Here is a 14749-nt window from a genome sequence, read left to right on the forward strand (position 1 = left end):
TGGCGATGCAGTCTTTCGATGTTCTGGTGGTGGGGGGCGGCGTCAACGGCGCCGGCATCGCGCGTGATCTCCAGGGGCGCGGATATTCCGTGATCCTGGCCGAGCAGGGGGATCTGGCGCAGGCCACCTCCTCCGCCTCCTCCAAGCTCATCCATGGCGGGCTGCGTTACCTCGAACACTACGAGTTCCGCCTGGTGCGGGAGGCGCTGGGCGAGCGCGAGGTGCTGCTGAAGATGGCGCCGCATATCATCTGGCCGCTGCGCTTCGTGCTGCCGCACCGGCCCGAGATGCGGCCGCGCTGGATGATCCGCGCCGGGCTGTTCCTCTATGACAACCTGGCACGCCGCGTCTCGCTCCCCGGCGCGCAAGCCTTCCAGACTGCGCAGAACCCGATGGGCGCGGCACTGAAGCCCGAGATCACCCACGCCTTCGCCTATTCGGATGCCTGGGTGGAAGACAGCCGGCTCGTCCTGCTGAACGCGCAGGACGCGGAGCGCCGGGGCGCGGACATCCGGACCCGCACCCGGTTCGAGGAAGCGACGCGCCATGCGGACCATTGGGAGGTGACGCTCCGCGGCCCCGATGCCCAGGGACAGCGCATCCGGGTTCGCGCCATCGTGAACGCTGCGGGCCCCTGGGTGCAGCGCGCGCTGGATTCCGCCCATGCCGACAAGCCGGGGGCCGTGCGCCTCATTCGCGGCAGCCATATCGTGCTGCCCCGCCTCTATGAGGGGAGCCACGCCTTCATCCTGCAGAATGACGACCGCCGTGTGGTCTTCGTCATCCCCTATGAGGATGAGTTCAGCCTGATCGGCACCACCGACGTGCCGCATGAAGGCGATGCCGGCACCGCGCATTGCACGCCGGAGGAGGCCGAGTATCTCTGCGCCGCCGTCTCCCGCCAGTTTCGCCGGCAGATCACACCAGCCGATATCGTGTGGTCTTACTCAGGCGTGCGCCCGCTGTTTGACGATGGCGCGGATGACCCCTCCGCCGTCACGCGCGACTATGTGCTGAAGCTCGATCACAGCGCGGCGCCGTTGCTCAGCGTCTATGGCGGCAAGATCACCACCTTCCGCCGCCTGGCGGAGGAAGCCGCGGGCCAGGTCGCAAAGGCGCTCGGCCGCGAGGGAACGCCTTGGACGGCGGGCGCCACCCTCCCCGGCGGGGATCTGGGCGGCATGACGCGCGAGGCCTTCGCGGCCGAGATGGCACGTGCCCTGCCCTTCCTGGACCCTGCCTCCATCCCGCGCCTGGTGCGCACCCATGGCGGCGACCTGCCGCGCGTCTTCGAAGGTGGCGCGGCGGGGCAGAGCCTGGGCGCCGGCTTCACCGAGGTTGAACTCGACTGGATGCGCCGCCAGGAATGGGCGCGCTCGGCCGAGGATGTGCTCTGGCGCCGCACCAAGCTCGGCCTGCATATGAGTGCTGAAGAGCGCGCCGGGGTTGCCGCGCGCTTCGAAGGCGCAGCGGCTTAACCCTCGCCCTCGGGCTCCAGATCCACACTCACGCTCAGCCGGTGGTCGCCACCGCCGAGCAGCACGCCGCGCAGGGGCGAGATGTCGGAGAAGTCGCGTCCCCAGGCAAGGATGACGTGCTCATCCCGCACCACGATACCGTTGGTCGGATCGAGCTGCACCCAGCCGAAGCCAGGCCCCATCCAGGCCGAGACCCAGGCATGCGACTGGTCGGCACCACGCCGCCGAACCTGGCCGGGCGGCGGGCGGGTCCGCACATAGCCCGAGACATAGCGCGCCGGCAGGCCGAGGCCGCGCAGAGCCGCCAGCATGACCTGCGTGAAATCCTGGCACACACCCCGGCGGTCCCGCAGCACATCGGCGATGGGGGTCGTGATGCTGGTGACGCCCGCCTGGAAGACGAAATCCTGCCGCATGCGCTGGTTCAGCTCCAGCAGGCCCTCCAGCACGCGCCGGCCGGGCGGGAAGGAGGTGCGGGCATAGGCCGTGGCCTCCGGCAGCAGGGGCACATGGCGGGTCGCCTGGATGAAATCCGCCGTCTCCGCGCCCTGCGCTGCGGCCGCGACCTGTTCCCAGGGGGGGGTCTCGGCGGCTGGCGGCGGCGGGGCGAAATCCACCTCGACGAGGCTTTCCGCCGTCACCTCGAAACTGGTGTGCGGGGCGACGAGGAAGAGGCGCGTTGCGGCGTTGCCGAAATGATCGTGCGTCTCGGTGTGGTGATCGGGCCGCGGCAGGCAGGTGAGGCGGGCGGAAATCACCCGCTGGCCCGGCAGCGCCCGTGGCTTCAGATGGAGCAGATGCGCCGCCAGATCCACCGTCTGGGCGTAGCCATAGGCGGTGCGGTGTCGAAGCCAGTAGATCATCCGCCCCATTCTGCCGGATGGGGGGCGATACGCCTACCGTCCCCCCGGCTGAAGCGTCATGCCGTAATCACGGCCGGCTCACCCACATCCACCCCGACCGCCCGAGCGGGCGGCAGAAGCGCGAAATAGCGGCGTGAGAGTTCATCGGAGAGGGTCGCGATGTCGCCCGCCATGCCGCGCAGCAGGCGTGGCAATTCCGCGGTGGCCGCCTCCGCCTGGTCCTGCGCGGCCAGAAGGCGGGGCGTGATGCCTTCTGCTTCGGCGAAGAGCCGGCGCACCTCCCGCGCCGTCTCCGCATCACCTTCGCCCGCCAGCTCCCGCAGCGCGGTGCCGATCGCCGCCAGTTGGAAGGCGAGGCCGCGCGGGTTGGAAGGATCCGCCAGCACGAGGTCCAGCGCCGGGGCGGGCTGCAACACCGCGAGGTAGCGGCTGCGATAGGTGATGACGCTGTCGCAGAGCTCCAGCGTCAGGCGCAGCCCGGCCTCGATGCGCGCGGCCGGCGCGTCCAGCGCCATCGCCACCTCGCTCGCCACGGCCATGGCGCGCTCGATCCGGCGGCCAAGTTCGAGGAAGAGCCGCGCGCCACCGCGCACCATGTTCTCGGAGGCGATGCCGGCCACCGCATTCGCGAAGCGCAGCGACGGCAGCAGCGCCCGCGCCAGATCCGGCAACTCGGCGGGAGAATTGTCCAGCGCCTCTTCCGCCGCGCGCAGCGTCTGGGTGAGCGTCGCATGCATGTCGGCCGTCAGGCGGTCCCGCACCGACTCCACCAATGTGCCGATCGTGGCCTGGAGTTGGCGGACCGCAGGGCGGCTGGTCGCTTCCAGCGCATTGGCGAGGGAGGCGAGGTTGCCGGCGCTCGGCCGCGCCTCCTCATCCAGCAGTTGCGCCTCGCGCAGGCAGGTGGCGAGGGTGCCCAGCTCGGCCAGTTCACGTGGCAGGGGCGCGCCGCGGCGGAGGCGGGTGATGGTGGCGCGCATCAAGCGCGCCGCGCGATCCAGCCGCTCCACATAGCGGCCGAGCCAGAAGAGGTTGTCCGCGACACGCGAAGGGATTGCGCCTGCGGTGCGACGGATGGCGATGGGCGGGCCGGATTGCGCAGCGGGCCCGATGATGGCCTCCGAGGGGTCGGCTGGTACCCAGACATCCTTGCACCAGCCGCCGCCCGGCAGGCGCCCGGTGAGCTTGGCGCCAGGCGTGACGAGCCGCGCGATCCCGCCCGGCAGGACCTGCCAGCCCATCCCGTCCGAGACCGCGAACATCCGCAGGATGAAGGGCGCTGGCGTCAACGCACCGCCTTCCAGGGCGGGCGCCACCGGCAGGCACGGCATGGCGATGGCGGCAACGCCGCCCTGCCCCGGCCGCTCCAGCGACTCGGAAGCGCTGCCCTGCCCGGCCGGCCGGAAGATCCAATGGGCATGGCCCTCCGGGAGGGGCGGCAGGGCGCTGGTGGGATCTGGCAACCAATGGGTGGGAAGACTGGGCAGTTGCAGCGCCTCGCCCAGGATGCTGGGGGCCAGGGCCTCCAGGCAGGAGGCAAGGGCGGGCGCCTCGCCCAGCGCCGCCCCGGGTGCGTTCAGCAGCGTCAGCGCCCCGTGCCGGACCGCGTCCAGCAGGCCGGGCACGCCACTGCCGGCGGGCGCCTCCGGCTGGTCCAGCGGATCGAGGGTTGCGGCATCCACGCGGGAGAGCACGACATCCACCGGCTGCAGGCCACTGAGTGTCTTGAGGAAGAGCGCCCCGCCGCGCATGGTCAGGTCCCCTGTCTCGACCAGCGCGCAGCCAAGCTCGCGCGAGAGGACGACATGCTCGAACCAATGCGGGTCGCGCGTGCCGGGCGAGAGCAGAGCGATCGCAGGGTCACCCATGCCGTGCGGGCCAAGGCGGCTCAGCGCCTCCTGCCAGAGCTCAAAGAAGGGCGAGATGCTGCGCGGGAGCGCGGCACGCGCGATCTCCGGCATGGCGGTACCGATCAGGCGGCGATTCTCGCGCAGTTGGCCGAGACCCGACGCGAGGCCCGTGCGATCCTGCAGCACGGCCCAATGTCCATCGGCTCCGCGCACCAGATCCACCGCATAGAGGTGGAGCAGCGGGCGGCGGGGTGGGCCCTTGCTGCGCCGCGCGGTGCGTTGGAAGGCGGGGCTGCCGAAGACGAGCTGCGCCGGGATCTGGCCGTTGGCGAGCAGTTCCTGCGGGCCATAGAGATCGGCCAGGACCGCATCGAGCAGCCGGGCGCGCTGGATGATGCCGGCCGCCAGCGCCTCGAATTCATCCGCAGGGATGGGCAGCGGCAGCGGGTCGAGCCGCCAGAGCGCGGCCCCGGAGGCGCCTGGCAGCAGCGAGGCGACGCCATCATCGGCCATGGCGCGCGTCAGGCGTTCGCCGCGTTCGGCGAGCCCCGCCCGCCCGAGGCTGCCGATCACGCTCATCACACCGCGCCAATGCGGGCGGATACGCCCCTCGCCGGAGACCATTTCATCGGGGCCGCCGGCGAGAAGATCAGCCATGCGAGACGCCCTTGGCGAAGGCCCTCAGGTCCAGTGTGCAGGGATGTTCCAGGCTCGGCCGCGGCTCGGCCACCACACGGGCGCCGGGTGCATGGCCCATGGCGAAGAAACGCGAGCGGCGACGCGCCTCGGCGGCATTGGCGTTGACCGGGAAATCCTCATAGGCGCGGCCGCCGGGATGGGCCACGTGATGCGAGAGGCCGCCCAGCGAGCGGCCGGTCCAGCGGTCCTGCACATCCAGCACCAGCGGTACCTGCGCCCGCACCGAGGGGTGCAGCGCCGAGGGCGGGTCCCAGGCCTTGAAGCGGATGCCGCCCACGAATTCGCCGGCACGGCCGGTGGGCTGCAGGGGCACGGCCACGCCGTTCGCCGCCAGGAGGAAGCGCTCCGGCACCCAGTTGGTCACGCGGGCCTGCACGCGCTCGGCGCTGCTGTCCACGTAGCGGACGGTGCCGCCGGCGGCCTGTTCCTCGCCCAGCACATGCCAGGGCTCCAGCGCCTCACGCAGCTCGAGGTTGATGCCGGAGACATTCACCTCGCCGATCTTCGGGAAGCGGAACTCCACATGCGGCGCGAACCAGGCAGGGTCGAGCCCGAAGCCCATCTGGCTCAGCTCTTCCAGCGCGCCGTGCAGGTCCTCCCGCGCGTAATGCGGCAGCATGAAGCGGTCATGCAGCGAGGTGCCCCAGCGCACCAACGAGCGGCGATAGGGCTGGTCCCAGAAGGCGGCCAGCGCCGAGCGCATCAGCAGCATCTGCGCCGCACTCATCTGCGCATGCGGCGGCATCTCGAAGGCACGGAACTCGACCAGGCCGCGGCGGCCGCTGGAGGAGTTCGGGTCATACATCTTGTCGATGCAGAACTCGGTCCGGTGCGTGTTGCCGGTCATGTCGGCCAGGATGTTGCGGAACAGCCGGTCGGTCATCCAGGGCGGGGGGTTCCCGCCCATGCGATCGAGTTCGCCGAAGGCGATCTCCAGCTCGCGCAGCGCATCCATCCGTGCCTCGTCCACGCGCGGGTGCTGGCTGGTGGGGCCGATGAAGAGCCCGCTGAACATGAAGCTCAGCGAGGGGTGGTTGTGCCAGAAGGAGACGAGGCTGCGCAGCAGGTCCGGCCGGCGCAGGAAGGGGCTGTCCTCGGCGCGAGAGGATCCCATCACCACATGGTTGCCCCCGCCCGTGCCGACATGCCGGCCATCCTGCATGAACTTCTCGGTGGAGAGGCCGATCTGGCGCGCTTCCTCATAGAGCTGCTCGGTGCGCTCCACCATTTCCGGCCAGGATTCCGCCGGGTGGATATTCGCCTCGATCACGCCAGGGTCGGGCGTGATGGAGAAGTGCTGCAGGCGGGAATCCTCGGGCGGCAGGTAGCCCTCGATGAAGACCTTGCGGCCGGTCTCGGCTGCCGTCTCCTCGATGGCGGCGATCAGCTCCAGCCAATCCTCGGCCGCATAGAGCGGGGGCAGGAAGACATGGATCATGCCACCGCGCGGCTCGACGCAGAGCGCGGTGCGGACCTGGGCCGGATCGTCCATGCCCACTTCGGGTGCCGGCTGCGGCGTGGGGCGCTGGTCGGCCGGGAGCGCATAGGGGTCGCCCCCCTCGCCCGGCCTGCGGAAGCTCGCGCGGATCTGGTCGAGCAGCGGCAGTTCCGTCTCGGGCGCGAAGGGATCGCGCGGGCTGTCCAGTTCCTTCGCGAGCTCCGCCGGGTCGATCCAGGGCAGCGAATTCAGCGGCAGGCGCAGGCCCATGGGCGCATCGCCGGGCGTCAGGAAGAGCGTGTCGTCGCGGAAGAACCAGCGGCCCGATTGCCAGCGGCGCTGCCCGCCCTGGATCACGCGGCGCAGCGGCAGCACCGTGCCGGTCGGGGTCGCGAGGCCGCCGCGGAACAGGCGGGCGAAGCGCTTGCGCTCCAGCGGGTCGCGCAGCTTGCTGTCCTCGGCCACCACATTCGCGGGCAGACGGCTCTCGCGCCAGAGGTAGTAGTGGATGTCCTCATGCGCATCCGTGGCGAGTTCGGGCGGCACCTGCAGCCGCTCGGCCAGGCTCGCCGCGAAATGCGCGGCGGTCACATGGTTCGCGTCATCCGTGTCGTCGTCCGAGGCCAGCAGCGACGCATCGCGCCAGATGGGCTGGCCGTCCCGCCGCCAATGGGCGGAGAGCGCGAAGCGCGGCAGCGGCTCGCCCGGATATTGCTTGCCCTGGCCGGTGTGGATCACCGCCCCCGGCGCCCAGAGCGGGATCAGCCGGCGCAGCAGACGCCCGGCATAGGCGCGCTTGGTGGGGCCCAGCGCATCGGTGTTCCATTCGGGCGCCTCGCGGTCGGTCGCGGCCACGAAGGTGGGCTCGCCGCCCATGGTCAGGCGCATATCCTGCCGGCGCAGCGCCTCATCCACCCGGTCGCCCGCGGCGCGGATCGCGGCCCATTGCTCATCGGTGTAGGGCTTGGTGACACGCGGCGTCTCGACGATGCGCCGGACATGCATCTCGAAGCCGAATTCAGTGTCCGCCTTCTCGACCAGGCCCGAGATGGGCGCGGCGGAAGCAGGCTCGGGCGTGGCGGCCAGCGGGATATGCCCCTCGCCCGCCATGAGGCCGGAGGTGGCGTCGAGCCCGACCCAGCCGGCACCGGGCAGATAGACCTCCGCCCAGGCATGCAAGTCAGTGAAATCGGCGGTCGGGCCTTCGGGCCCCTCGATCGGCTTCACATCGGCGACGAGCTGGATCAGGTAGCCCGAGACGAAACGCGCGGCGAAGCCCAGGTGCCGCAGCGCCTGGACCAGGAGCCACGCGCTGTCACGGCAGGAGCCCCTGCCCTCGCCCAGCGTGCGCTCGGGGTCCCAGACGCCCGGCTCCATGCGCACGATGTAGGAGATGCGCGACTGCACGAGCTGGTTGATCGAGACCAGGAAGTCCACCATCCGCGCCTTCTCGCGCGGGATCTCGGCCAGCAGCGACTTGAAGAGCGGGCCGTAGGGGGCGAGCTTGCGGAAGGGCGCCAGCTCCTCGTCCAGCACGTGGTCATAGGCGAAGGGGTAGTGCTCGGCTTCGGGCTCCAGGAAGAAGTCGAAGGGATTGATGGTCGCCATGTCGGCGATCAGGTCCACCGTCACGTCGAAATGGGTGACGCGCTCGGGGAAGACGACGCGGGCCTGGAAATTCCCCTGCGGGTCCTGCTGCCAATTGATGAAGTGCGGCTTGGGCTCGATCTTCAGCGAATAGGAAAGGATGGGCGTGCGCGCATGCGGCGCGGGGCGCAGGCGGATGGTCTGCGGCCCGAGCGAGACCGGCTTCTCATAGCGGTAGCTGGTGCGATGGGTGAGGGCTGCGTGGATGGACATGCGCGCGTGGAGTCCCGGCCGAGATGCTGCGCCGCTTATAGGCCGGTTTCCGGGCTCTGGCAGCCAATGGATTCGCTGTTTTTGCCATAGCCGCCCACGCCGCGCGCATGGCGTGGGCGGCCTGCCGCCTTCTTCAGCGCCCCTTGAAGACCGGCGCCCGCTTCTCCCGGAAGGCGCGCAGCCCTTCCTGCAGATCCTCGCTGGCCTGGCTTGCCTTGGCGCGGGCCAACGCGCCCGCCACGTCGAATTCCTGGCGGGCGATCTCGTTCAGGCTCTTCTTCACGCCCTGGACGGCCAGCGGCGCCATGGCGGCGAGGCGCTCGGCCAGCGTCTCCACCCGCGCATCCAGTTCGGCAGCCGGCACCATCTCGGTCAGGTAGCCGATGGCGAGCATCTCGGGCGCCTGGATCTTCTCCGCCGTCAGGAACAGCTTCTTGGCCGCGTTCAGCCCGAGCCGGCTGACATAGCGGACCATGCCCGAGGGGTAGTAGTGCAGCCCGAGGCGGGCGGCGGGCATGAACATCTCGGCCGTGTCCACGCCGATGCGGAAATCGCAGCACAGCGCCAGGTCGGTCGATCCGCCATAGACCCCGCCATTCAGCCGGCAGATGGTCGGGACGCGAAGGCGCTCGAGCTGGTCGGCCACCCCTTCGAAGGAGGGCGCATCGGCCCGCGCCGTGACCTCGGCATTGGGCCGATCCGCCATGTCGCCCAGGTGATAGCCCGAGGAGAAGGACTTGCCCGTGCCGGTCAGCACCAGCACGCGGATCTCGGGATTGGCCTCGATCGCCGCGAAGTGCTGCCCGAGCATCAGCAGATCGGCCGGCTCGATGCGGTTGTGCACGGCCGGGCGGTTCAGCCGGATGGTGGCCCGCGCCCCCGCGATGGTCAGCAGGGGCGTCGTCGCCTCCGCGGTCTGGATGTTCATGGCGCGCTCCGGCCCTCCGTGTCGGGGCGAGCCTAGACCAGAAATATCCGGCCGGGAATTTCGCCTCAGACCAGGGCGGTCAGCTGTGCCTCGCGGGCCATGAGTTCGGCTTCTCGTGCCATGATGTAGTTGCGCGTCAGCGGCACGGCGTCGCGCCGCTTGCCGATCTGCATGTGGAAGACCTGCTGCGAGCCCGAGCGGAACACCATCTCGCAGCAGATCAGATAGAATTCCCACATGCGGCAGAAGGTCTCGTCATACATGGCCTTCACCTGCTCGCGGTTCGCCTCGAAGCGCTGGCACCAGTGGTTCAGCGTCATCGCATAGTGCAGGCGCAGGATCTCGACATCCGTGACCCAGAGGCGGGCGCGCTCCACCGCGGGAAACACCTCGGAAAGGGCGGGCGCATAGCCGCCGGGGAAGATGTATTTGCGGATCCAGGGGCCGGAATTGCCGGGCGGGCTCATCTTGCCGATGGAGTGCAGCAGCATCACCCCATCCTCCTCCAGCAGGGCATCCACCTTGGCGAAGAACTCGTCGTAATGCGCCACCCCCACATGCTCGAACATGCCGACCGAGACGATGCGGTCGAAGCGCTGATCCAGCTCCCGGTAGTCGCGCAGCTCGAAACGGACCCGATGGTCGAGCCCCGCCGCCTTGGCCCGCGCCTCGGCCAGCGCGTGCTGCTCGCGCGAGAGGGTGACGCCCAGCACCTCCACATCGGCGACACGCGCGAGATAGAGCGCGAGGCCGCCCCAGCCCGAGCCGATATCGAGCACGCGCATGCCAGGGCGCAGCTCGAGCTTCGCCGCGATCAGCCGGCACTTGTTGATCTGCGCGGCCTCCAGGCTCTCGCCCTGCTCGCGGAAATAGGCGCAGGAGTAGAACAGGCCCTGGTCGAGGAAGAGCTCATAGAGCGCGTTCCCGATGTCGTAGTGATGCGCGACATTGGCCTGGGCCTTGCCCATGGGATTGGCCTGCTGGAAGCGCTTCATGGCGCGTGAGATCCGCGCCAGAACCTTCATCATCGGAAAGCTCGCGAGCGAGCGGCGGTTCATCGAGAAGAGCGTCAGGAAATCCCGCAGCGAGGAGCCGGGGAAGCTGAGCCGCCCATCCATATAGGCCTCGCCCGTGTGCAGCTCCGGATTGAGGAAGAGCAGGCGGTAGAGCTTCGGGTCGGTGATCCGCATGGTCACCGCCGGCACCTCCGGATCGGGCGTGCCGGCAAAGACGTGCTGCCGCCCCGCCGCATCGATCACGGTCAGGCTGCCCCGCTTCACGAAGGAGCGGAGCATCATGGAGAGGGGAAACATGGCCGGCCTGTCCGATCTGGCGTGGGCTCATCCCCGCGCCATGGACCTTTGCCCAATCGGGCGGTTTGGTTGCAAGCCCGGCACGGAGCGGGCAAGGGCAGCGACCTCAGGCGGCGCGCCGCAGCGGCTCGGCCGGAGGGGCCAGCGGCGCCGCCGGCGGGGCCGCCGGTGGCGCGGCCGCCTGGCCGCCCTCCGTCGCCCACCAGGCGAGGCGCATCATCAGCGCGAAGGCGATGGGCACCAGCGCCGCGAGCGCCCAGAGCAAGACCTGCGGAGTGACGTAGTAGGCCAGCAGCGCAAGCGCCATCGCGACATTGGCGAAGAAGAGCAGGATCCCGCGCCCCAGCTCATCCTCCGCGCGCTGGTCCAGCGCCACGGGCGCGGGGGTGAAGCCCGGCTCCACCGCGGCCTCGGCTGCGAAGCGCGTGAGGACCGAGAGCACCAGCGTCGCCAGCAGTGCGATCACCGCCAGCGCCAAGCCCTCCCCGCTCCACCACAGCCAGGCCGAGCCCGACAGGCCAATGGCCAGCATCGCGAAGGGCAGCAGGCCCGCGAGTCGCGCGGCAAGGCCAAGGCGCGACGCCTCGCCCATCGAATTGCCAAGCTGCCGCAGGTTCTGGATCCAGAACAGCCCGGCCAGAGGCAGCGAGGTCGCCAGCAGCACCCAACCGATCGGCGATTGCCACGCCTCCACGCCGCTGCGCATCCCCGCGGCGTAGAAGCCCGCCCAAAGGAGGAAGGGCGTGAGCATGAAGATCGCGATGGCGAAGGGCAGGAGGCGGGGCATCAGGTGATCCGTGTGAGCAAAGGTGACGGGGCGTGGGCTAGGACGCGCATGGCCATGCGCCACGCCGACATGAACGAAATGTCACCTAAACACACGCCCCCCGGCGGGCAATCCCGCTCAGTGCCGATGCGCGGGCTGGCGCGCGCCGGCGGCCTGGACAGCGAGCTGAATGGTCACCTCGCCCGCGCGCTCGAAGCGCAGCGTGACCGGGATGGTCTGGCCCGCATTCAACGCCTGGGTCAGGCCGATCAGCATCAGATGCAACCCACCGGGCTGCAGCGTCACCTCGCCATTGGCGGGCACCGGGATGTCGTTCACCGGGCGCATGCGCATCACGTCGCCGTCGCGCACATGGGTGTGCAACTCCATGCGGCCGGCAGCGGGCGAACTGGCGGAGACCAGGCGATCCGGCGTGGCCCCCGTGTTGCGGATGACGAGGAAGCCGCCCCCCTGCATCCCCTGCCCCGCCGCGCGGGTCCAGGGGTTCACGATGCGCAGGGCCCCCAGCTCGGTGACAGTGTCATGGGCGAGCGCGGGTGCCGCCAGCGCCAGCAGCGCGGGGGCGAGAAAAAGATGGCGACGGTTGGTCATGCTCTGGGTTCCTTCCGGGTGGTTCAAAGGGAGGCGGGGCGGGGCTGGTCTGCCCGGGCCTCGATACGGCCGGCAAGCCGGGCCAGGCGCGCGGCGTCTCGCGCCGCGACGGCGGGGTCACCCTCGGCGCAAAGGCGCCGCAGGCTGGCGAGCTGGCTTTCGAGATCGGCCACCTCGCCGGCGCGGGCCGATGGCAGGGCTGCCTGGACGGCCTCGGCAGCCCCTTCGGTCGCTGCGGCGCAGATTTCGCTGAGGGCAAGATCCATCGCATCCGGATCGCAGGCCATGGCGGGGGTGCCGAGCAGCAGCGTGAGGGCGAGGAGCACGCGCATCACCGCGCCCCCAGCCGGAGCGTCGGCGCCGGGCTGCGCGGACGAGGCTGGCCGGGCTCGGCCAATTCCACCCAGGCATGCTGGGCGCCCCCCTCGCAGCGCTGTACCACCGGGAAGGTGAGCGTGGTCCCGGGCTGGTCCGGGGCGCGGATCATCATCACGAACTCGTCGTAATGCGCATCCGGCAGCGGGCCGCCGCGCCAGGCGATGCTGGCGGGCGCCTCCCGCACCAGGCCATGCCCGCCCGCGACGGGGCGCGGCAGGGCGCGGGTCTCGATGGCGATCTCCCAGCCGGGCTTCGGCATGGGGCGCGCCATGGAGATGCCCTCGGGCAACGCGACCTCGATGGCGATGGTGGCGGCGGTGCCGCAGCCATGGCCAACACGGAAGGCGAGGCGACTGTAGGAGTTGGCCGCGACTTCGGCCGGTTCGATCACGACATGCGCGGCGACCGGCGTCGCGAATGCCAGCATGATGGCGATGAGGCGTTTCATCCGCGTCTCTCCTTCAGAAGCGATAAAGCATGCCGGCATAGGCGGTCGTGCCGATGCCGGGCTCGTAAAGGGCGGGATTGCCCAGGGCGATGGGGGTGACGGAGGCGGAGCTGATGAAGCGGCTGTTCAGCAGGTTGCGTCCCTCGGCGAAGAGGCCGAGGCGCCCGTCCATCAGCTCCGCGCCGGCGCGCAGGCCGAGCAGCGTATAGCTGTCGGTGCGGCGGGTATTGGCGTTGTCCACGTAGAAGCCCTCGGGGACCCAATCCACATTGGGCGCCACCCACCAGCCCGAGGGGTGGCGGTAGCGCGCCTCCGCCCGCAGGACATGCGGCGGCACGCCGGGCAGCTGGTTGTTTCCGAAGAGCCGGTCATTGTCGAAGTTGAAGGCGCTGAAGGTGTAAGCGCCGCGCAGGGTCATCGAATCCTGCGCGGTGAAGAGGTTGCGCCCGGCGACGTAGCTGGCGGCCAGTTCCACGCCCTGATGGACCGTCTTGTCCGCGTTGCGGGCGAAGCTGGTGCCAGGCTGCTGCCCGGCGAAGAGCTGGATCTCGTCCTTCAGCCAGCTGTAGTAATAGGCGCCGTCAAAGGTGAAATCGCCCACCGTCCCGCGCGTGCCGATCTCGGCCGTGATGGCGCGCTGGGGTGCCAGCAGCCGGAAGCCGCCCAGCGGAACCAGGGCCACGAGGTCCGACAGGGTGGGCGGCTCGGTGGACCAGGTGACGTTGGCATAAGCCTGGACATTGGACGTCGCCTGCCAGAGCAACCCGGCGCGGGGGTTGATGAACCCCCAGTCGCCACTGCCGCTGAGCGAGGCGTTCAGCCGATTCTCGCTGCGCCGCACCGCCTGCCCGCCGGAGAGCCCCGCCACCAGCGCGAGCTCCGGCAGCACGTAGAAGCTGTTCTCGAAATAGGCATCGGTGGTCGAAGCCGTGTCCCAGGAGGCGAAGGTCTGGGCACCCCGCACGCCGCTCAGATTCACGAAGCGGCGATTGTCATTCGTTCCCCAAGCGGCGTTCACGCCCGCCACCAGGCGGTTCCGGAAGCCGCCCAACGAACCATCCCAGGTGACGCGGCCGAAGAGGTTGAAGTCGTTGGTGTGGTTGTCGATGTACTGGAAGATCGGGTGGTCGAGCTGGCGCTGGACGTAGCTGCCGCCAAGCTCCACCAGGGTCTCCGCATTGGGGCGGATGGCGGTGATGGTGCCGAGGCGATAGCTCTCAATGTTGCGCTGGTAGTTCAGCTGGACATTGGCGGGATTGGCCAGCCGCGGCGTCTGCGTCGCCGAATTGCGGGTGACGGTGCCCGGGATGTCCTGCTGGATCGCGTTGTAGGTGAAATAGACGCGCGTTTCGGCATTCTCGGCCCAGCGATAGGCGCCGTTCGAGTTCATCCGGCCCGCACTGCCGGAGGAATGGTTGCGCCATCCATCCTGGTTCAGCATGGTTCCGCTCACCCAGCCATCCCATGCGCCGAAGACGCCACCCATCTGCGTGTTGCCGCGGATGAAGCCTCGGCTGCCGCCCTCCAGGCGGAAGGTGACCCCCTGCCCTTCCTGCTGCCGCGCGGTCGGCGTCACGAAGTTGATGGCGCCGCCCAGCGTATTGGCGCCCAGCGCGAAGCCGTTGCCGCCGCGGAAGACCTCGGCGCGCAGGAAGCTGGTGGGGTCCAGTTCCTGGAGGTCTCCACTGCCATCCGCCTGGTTGATCGGAATGCCGTCCTGGAAGACGCGCACGCCGCGCAGGTGGAAATTGCGCGCGATGCCCGAGCCGCGGATGGAGAGGCGTGAATCCTCGCCCCATTTGGGCTGGGCAAAGACGCCGGGCGTGAATTCGAACATGTCGCGCAGCGAGAGCACGCCCGGCCGGTCCTGGAATTCCGAGGCGGGGACGACGGTGTTGTTGCCCGGGCTCAACCAGAGGCGCAGGCGCGCCTCATTGTTGCTTTCGGAGGTCAGAGGCGGCGGGGTGGCCGTGACCACCGTATCGGGATGGGCGCGGATTTCGGTCTGGGCGAAGGCGGGAGAGGCGATCAAGGGCGCGCTCAGCAGCGCGCGGCGAAGAAGCGACATGGTTTGGGTTCCGGCACGTCATGAACAGGCGCGCCGCCCGGCAGGCCG

11 protein-coding genes are annotated in these 14749 nt (G+C 69.8%); 1 reads left to right on the plus strand and 10 read right to left on the minus strand.

All coding sequences use genetic code 11. From position 1 onward, the window contains the following. The first annotated feature begins 5 nt into the window (after positions 1-5). A complete protein-coding gene (gene glpD, locus KTR66_RS05945) occupies positions 6-1478 on the plus strand; it encodes a glycerol-3-phosphate dehydrogenase (RefSeq protein WP_213611407.1) in 1473 nt (490 codons plus the stop codon). Here the strand turns inward: glpD and KTR66_RS05950 are convergent. From KTR66_RS05950 to KTR66_RS05995, 10 genes are all read right to left on the minus strand, one after another. Then, entirely contained in the window at positions 1475-2341 is an 867-nt protein-coding gene (locus KTR66_RS05950) for a transglutaminase family protein (protein WP_213611409.1), read from the minus strand. The two genes, glpD and KTR66_RS05950, sit on opposite strands and share 4 nt — an antisense overlap. A gap of 56 nt (positions 2342-2397) precedes the next feature. Then, positions 2398-4848: a circularly permuted type 2 ATP-grasp protein gene (locus KTR66_RS05955; protein WP_213611411.1), complete on the minus strand. Its 2451-nt coding sequence runs from the start codon at positions 4846-4848 to the stop codon at positions 2398-2400. Beyond that, positions 4841-8188, minus strand: a complete 3348-nt coding sequence (locus KTR66_RS05960) for a DUF2126 domain-containing protein (protein ID WP_213611413.1) — start codon at positions 8186-8188, stop codon at positions 4841-4843. The genes KTR66_RS05955 and KTR66_RS05960 overlap by 8 nt, the downstream gene beginning before the upstream one ends. A gap of 133 nt (positions 8189-8321) precedes the next feature. Continuing rightward, a complete protein-coding gene (locus tag KTR66_RS05965) occupies positions 8322-9116 on the minus strand; it encodes an enoyl-CoA hydratase/isomerase family protein (protein WP_213611415.1) in 795 nt (264 codons plus the stop codon). 65 nt (positions 9117-9181) lie between these two features. Continuing rightward, positions 9182-10429 carry a cyclopropane-fatty-acyl-phospholipid synthase family protein gene (locus KTR66_RS05970; RefSeq protein ID WP_213611416.1) on the minus strand — a complete coding sequence of 416 codons (1248 nt, stop codon included), beginning with the start codon at positions 10427-10429 and terminating at the stop codon, positions 9182-9184. A gap of 106 nt (positions 10430-10535) precedes the next feature. Beyond that, complete coding sequence (locus tag KTR66_RS05975; RefSeq protein ID WP_213611417.1) at positions 10536-11216, minus strand: hypothetical protein; 681 nt, start codon at positions 11214-11216, stop codon at positions 10536-10538. Between the two features lie 117 nt (positions 11217-11333). After that, complete coding sequence (locus tag KTR66_RS05980) at positions 11334-11807, minus strand: copper chaperone PCu(A)C (RefSeq protein WP_213611418.1); 474 nt, start codon at positions 11805-11807, stop codon at positions 11334-11336. 23 nt (positions 11808-11830) lie between these two features. Continuing rightward, positions 11831-12139, minus strand: a complete 309-nt coding sequence (locus KTR66_RS05985) for a hypothetical protein (RefSeq protein ID WP_213611419.1) — start codon at positions 12137-12139, stop codon at positions 11831-11833. Further along, complete coding sequence (locus KTR66_RS05990; protein ID WP_213611421.1) at positions 12139-12633, minus strand: YcnI family protein; 495 nt, start codon at positions 12631-12633, stop codon at positions 12139-12141. The genes KTR66_RS05985 and KTR66_RS05990 overlap by 1 nt, the downstream gene beginning before the upstream one ends. Before the next feature lie 13 nt (positions 12634-12646). Beyond that, positions 12647-14701 (minus strand): TonB-dependent receptor domain-containing protein, encoded by a 2055-nt coding sequence (locus tag KTR66_RS05995; RefSeq protein WP_213611423.1) that lies wholly within the window; start codon positions 14699-14701, stop codon positions 12647-12649. Positions 14702-14749 lie beyond the last annotated feature (48 nt).

Source organism: Roseococcus sp. SDR (genome assembly GCF_019083995.1).
In the GTDB taxonomy this organism is placed as follows: domain Bacteria; phylum Pseudomonadota; class Alphaproteobacteria; order Acetobacterales; family Acetobacteraceae; genus Roseococcus.

Bases quoted from the DNA above. Each gene is read 5' to 3' on its own strand.
- KTR66_RS05995 (WP_213611423.1), bottom strand. From the start codon at position 14,701: ATGTCGCTTCTTCGCCGCGCGCTGCTGAGCGCGCCCTTGATCGCCTCT.
- KTR66_RS05955 (WP_213611411.1), bottom strand. From the start codon at position 4,848: ATGGCTGATCTTCTCGCCGGCGGCCCCGATGAAATGGTCTCCGGCGAG.
- KTR66_RS05965 (WP_213611415.1), bottom strand. From the start codon at position 9,116: ATGAACATCCAGACCGCGGAGGCGACGACGCCCCTGCTGACCATCGCG.
- KTR66_RS05985 (WP_213611419.1), bottom strand. From the start codon at position 12,139: ATGCGCGTGCTCCTCGCCCTCACGCTGCTGCTCGGCACCCCCGCCATG.
- KTR66_RS05975 (WP_213611417.1), bottom strand. From the start codon at position 11,216: ATGCCCCGCCTCCTGCCCTTCGCCATCGCGATCTTCATGCTCACGCCC.
- KTR66_RS05960 (WP_213611413.1), bottom strand. From the start codon at position 8,188: ATGTCCATCCACGCAGCCCTCACCCATCGCACCAGCTACCGCTATGAG.
- glpD (WP_213611407.1), top strand. From the start codon at position 6: ATGCAGTCTTTCGATGTTCTGGTGGTGGGGGGCGGCGTCAACGGCGCC.
- KTR66_RS05990 (WP_213611421.1), bottom strand. From the start codon at position 12,633: ATGAAACGCCTCATCGCCATCATGCTGGCATTCGCGACGCCGGTCGCC.
- KTR66_RS05980 (WP_213611418.1), bottom strand. From the start codon at position 11,807: ATGACCAACCGTCGCCATCTTTTTCTCGCCCCCGCGCTGCTGGCGCTG.
- KTR66_RS05950 (WP_213611409.1), bottom strand. From the start codon at position 2,341: ATGATCTACTGGCTTCGACACCGCACCGCCTATGGCTACGCCCAGACG.
- KTR66_RS05970 (WP_213611416.1), bottom strand. From the start codon at position 10,429: ATGTTTCCCCTCTCCATGATGCTCCGCTCCTTCGTGAAGCGGGGCAGC.